This window comes from Colwellia sp. F1, assembly GCF_056238625.1.
Window position 1 is genome coordinate 1 of record NZ_JBWDLI010000039.1, and the last position, 4251, is coordinate 4251.

The window sequence follows — 4251 nt, forward strand, 5'->3', positions numbered from 1 at the left end:
CACGTGTTGGCGACGTTATGCGATCAAATCAATGGAGTATGGCTTTGCGGAAAGAGCTTAGAGAAATACTTATTGAAGTATGCGATCGAAAAATCGATCAGAAAGGATCAGAGGTAGGGTTATCGTTTTACGCATTTTTCAAAAACAAAAACGATCAGCCAGAAGTTCACATGGAGGTGGCACGGTGGTGGATTGAAACTCACGAATTGGATCATTTCGAGAAAGCAGTAAAAATCAGAGATATGGTTAAATCCGGTGCTTAGTCTTGCCATAAAACTACATAACAAACGTCTGCTGTCGTCCCTCTGGGTCTGGGATGGCCTTTTCGCTGCTGTGCGGCTTCAAGCCCGCTCCAAAGCCGGACGGTATATGCATTGAAAGTTATCGTTCTATTATCCCTACTTAATCAGTGAACTAGCTTTATACAAGGAAGAAGCTATGAATGAAGTGAATAAGTATATTTTGGATGCTATCAAGGTTCATGTATGGGGTGGTTTTGACACACCTGAAGACATTCAAGAGATGATTGCTGATTTACTTGAAGAAGGAGCTGATGAAGAGATGCTTCGTGAATCCGTAAGCATCGAGTTTAAGAAAAAGCGAGAAGCCGAAAAATCATGGCCTCAAGTTACAGACCTAGATCGATTAGATGGTGTGTTTCAAGCCCTCAATGCTAATGGCATTCTTTGCTTACATAACGCTGGCTATACCATGTCTGACGGGCATGAAGATTCAAATGAAGCATTGAGTGCGTACCCGCAAGGTGAATTCTACGGCTATTGTTTCTATCATGGTCAAGATTTAGAACGAGCTGTTTCTGGTGGTGGGTTGATGCTAGCTTATGACCACGTTAATGGTGACGTGCCTGAAAAAAATGAGGTTGCTCAAACTATCCAGCAAGCGTTAGAGAAGGCGGGATTTACCGTAGAATGGGATGGCACTACAAATCAAAGAATTAATATCCCTAAATTTGATTGGAAGCATCGTGCAAGCAGCATATAACAAGCGCATGCATCGGAACCGCCTAAAAATTCGCTCCTGGCCGAGTGCAGAGCCTCAAGCTACTCTGATGGCGAGATGACAGATAACGCCCAGAGCGAACATTCCGGCTGAAAGCGGCCTACAGGTTCAGCAGTGTTATGTGGCAGGTACGGTTATTTATGTTAAGTGGGGGATTCGATGCTCCAACGCAGTTGGGATAAGGTGGCGAGTGACGTCGACTTTAATCTTGAAATTGACCTAGCGCGATTTCTAGGCATGATCAGCCGAAAAGCCAAAGTGCTCGATTTTGGCTGTGGATACGGACGGATTTCCAACGAACTTACCGAGTGCGGATACATTGACGTTACGGGTGTTGATCCTTCCTTCGCCATGATCGAGCGTGGAAGGAAGGCGTTTCCTGGGGTGCCTCTCCTACATTTGGATGGGATTGATCTTCCGTTCGGCGAAAATGCATTTGATGTTGTCGTCATTTGCGCGGTATTTACGTGCATTCCTTCACTTGATGAGCGAGATAGAGTGTCTGCGGAGATAAACCGCGTGCTGAAGCCTGGCGGCATCGTTCATATGTCGGAGTTCTGTTCCGTAAAAAGTAAGGGCTTTGTTTCCGGTCTCGGCATACCGATGCGCTACAGTAGCCCGGCAGAACTCCGCGACGTATTCGTTGGTTTTTCCTGCGTTCACGATGAGGTTGTGGGCGCAAGCACTATGAGTGGTGATTCTACGTCCAGTTACCGTGCGTTCATCCGAAAGCCACTTAACAAAGCAATGCACGCGACAAGTGCATGATTGCAGGCGATATGCGCTAGGATCAAACCACTCCCGTAAAATAAATTGACTTCACATATGTCAGAAAAGCCAAAATCGTATTTCGAAAGCGAGGTTGATCGTTTATACAAAGAGGAACTATTTCGGGCTGAGCTATACGTTCAAGTAAGGCGGTCGAAAGCACTCATGGAAAATTACTATTCTGAGAGAATAGAGGTGAATGAGCTCGCAAAAACTGCACTTATGTCTCGCTTTCACTATATACGTACTTTTCAGAGCATGTATGGCTTAACGCCCAGAAGCCATCTGAGAGATTTGCGCATTAAACAAGCCAAGAATCTATTGAGGAGCGGGTTATCAGTTACTGAAGTATGTTTCGCGGTGGGTTATGAGAGCTTGCCTACGTTTTCTTCAGTTTTCAAAAAATGTACTGGATATACGCCGAGAGACTATCAGTGGCTCCACAAGAGCAATCGAGAATAAGTATTCCAACTTGCTTCCAGCTATCGTTGGCATTCCATTAGTTTAGTCGGAGTTCTCATCGCCATGATTAAAATTTTTGTCACAAGCGTCCCAGTTGAAAATCAGGAAAAAGCCCTTGATTTCTATACAAATATCTTAGGGTTTGTTAAGAAAAAAGAAGTACCTTTGGGTGAGCACAAGTGGTTGACCGTTGTATCTCCGCAAGAGCAGTCGGGAGTTGAGTTGCTGCTAGAGCCTATGGCATTTGAGCCTGCAAGAATCTATCAACAATCGCTGAAAGAGGCTGGCATTCCTTGGACGTCTTTCGCTATTGACGATCTTGAAAAAGAGTACGCCAGACTTTCCGGGTTAGGAGTGAGGTTTTCAATTCCTCCCAAGGAAGCTGGGACAGTCAAAATTGCCGTCTTTGATGATACTTGTGGAAACTTTATTCAGCTGGTGCAAGAGCTATAAACCAAAAAGCGGAACGCACATAACAATGCCTTGCAGCCGACCACGCTTTTCGCTCCCCCTTGATCATGCGCTCCAAGCGGTCGGCTTAGTTCAGGTGTTAGTCCTACTATAGGGTTTGAAAACTGAGCAAGATGAAGACTGGTGGACCAATGCTCATTCAAACATTCATCTCGAAAACACCCATGACAACATGGCGTTCCCACAGAACTGCTTGCCCATAGGGTTGGATTCTAAAGTGCAGTGCTACTCAATCTGGGGTGACGTCAGCAGTTTCCTGCAGGTATCGCCATAGAGGCTTGCTATCTTTTATATCAATGATAACAACGGAATAACGAGACGAAATTGCCTCGGCTTCTTGGTGGGTTTCGCGATAACGCAGGACAACGCTGTCTGCGCTGACGAGTAATGTTTCATATTGTTCAATAAGGATTGAAAGTGAGGGGCGTGTACCTTTATTGTTGCGAAACAATGCATCCACTTGAGATTGGTCCATTACGTTACCTGATGTTGTCACCATGGTAAAAGATGGACAAAAGCTACTGATAAGCTTCTCTAACGAAGCATCTTGCTCGGCGCTTCCTGTGAATACATCTTGAATCCACACGTGCAGATCTAGAACACTACGATGGGCAACGGCGATTAACTCTTTTTCGGGTAGCATGATGATATATCCTCGTTTGGCTTACGATTAAGTTGTTTTATGATGAGTAAAGGAGTGACGCCAATAAAAGCAGCGAGCAGGAATGTCAGTTGATACGCCGACATATCATTGGCGTAGTGCTGCAGTACATTGAACAGAAGAGTGAAAAAAGCGGCGCCAAGGCTAAAAGACATCTGACGGTTGAGGTTCCAAACTGCGCTGGCCTTGATTAATGTTGCTTCGTCAAAATCCATCATCGCGGTAGTTTGTGCCGTATTGGCGCTCACACCGCCTCCTAAGCCCATCAATAAATACGCAATAATAAGTAACGGAATGTTGGAATGGTGGCCAACAAAAAATAGCACAGCAATACCGGCAGAATGTGCCAACATACCAAACAAAAATAGTGAGCGAGCGCCAATGCGATTATAGAGTCTACCACCTACGGTAATCGCAACTAATGAGCCAGCCCCGTAAAGCACCATCAACATCCCCGTTTTTTGAGCAGACCAGCCTAATACCTCTTGAAGAAAGAAGATATTCAGTAAGTTTACTCCTGTGAAGACGCCCGGCACCGCTAAATACACCAATACAGAAAAACGCATATGCGTATTTTTAAATACACTCAAATCAAGAATGGCATGCGTGGTTTTACGATAATGGTGTAAGTAGAGAACGCTGAACCCCAATCCTACGATGAGAAATAATATTGGCAATAGTTTCGAACTCGCATTTGCATAAATAGAAAGTCCGATGAGTAATGTTGCGAGTGAAGTACTAACAAATAGAAGTCCTTTCATATCTGGTGGTAGCGCTTTTTTGGTTTCAGAGCGAATCCAATAAGCAGACAATATAGCGGCCAATAAACTAAAGGGAATGTTGCTGAGAAAGACCCAGCGCCAATCATC

7 protein-coding genes are annotated in these 4251 nt (G+C 44.7%); 5 read left to right on the top strand and 2 right to left on the bottom strand.

Going from position 1 to position 4251, the window contains the following annotated elements; all coding sequences use genetic code 11:
• Positions 1-44: 44 nt before the first annotated feature.
• The 5 genes from AC0UA9_RS16730 to AC0UA9_RS16750 all read left to right on the top strand — a co-directional run bounded on the left by AC0UA9_RS16730 (position 45) and on the right by AC0UA9_RS16750 (position 2703).
• Positions 45-263, top strand: a complete 219-nt coding sequence (locus AC0UA9_RS16730) for a DUF6500 family protein (protein ID WP_241006715.1) — start codon at positions 45-47, stop codon at positions 261-263.
• A 175-nt stretch (positions 264-438) separates the two neighbouring features.
• On the top strand, positions 439-1002 hold the full coding sequence (locus AC0UA9_RS16735) for a DUF6891 domain-containing protein (protein ID WP_206047650.1): 564 nt from the start codon (positions 439-441) through the stop codon (positions 1000-1002).
• 177 nt (positions 1003-1179) lie between these two features.
• The gene (locus tag AC0UA9_RS16740; RefSeq protein ID WP_249016654.1) at positions 1180-1788 is read left to right on the top strand and encodes a class I SAM-dependent methyltransferase; all 609 of its coding nucleotides are present in this window, start codon (positions 1180-1182) and stop codon (positions 1786-1788) included.
• Between the two features lie 165 nt (positions 1789-1953).
• A complete protein-coding gene (locus tag AC0UA9_RS16745; RefSeq protein WP_449204100.1) occupies positions 1954-2250 on the top strand; it encodes a helix-turn-helix domain-containing protein in 297 nt (98 codons plus the stop codon).
• A 63-nt stretch (positions 2251-2313) separates the two neighbouring features.
• A complete protein-coding gene (locus AC0UA9_RS16750; protein WP_249016653.1) occupies positions 2314-2703 on the top strand; it encodes a VOC family protein in 390 nt (129 codons plus the stop codon).
• Positions 2704-2950: 247 nt separating this feature from the next.
• On the opposite strand, the gene AC0UA9_RS16755 is transcribed toward AC0UA9_RS16750, so the two are convergent.
• Together AC0UA9_RS16755 and AC0UA9_RS16760 are read right to left on the bottom strand one after the other, a co-directional pair.
• On the bottom strand, positions 2951-3307 hold the full coding sequence (locus AC0UA9_RS16755) for a hypothetical protein (RefSeq protein WP_475661802.1): 357 nt from the start codon (positions 3305-3307) through the stop codon (positions 2951-2953).
• 35 nt (positions 3308-3342) lie between these two features.
• A partial coding sequence (locus AC0UA9_RS16760; RefSeq protein ID WP_475661804.1) for an MFS transporter occupies positions 3343-4251 on the bottom strand: 909 nt, incomplete at its 5' end.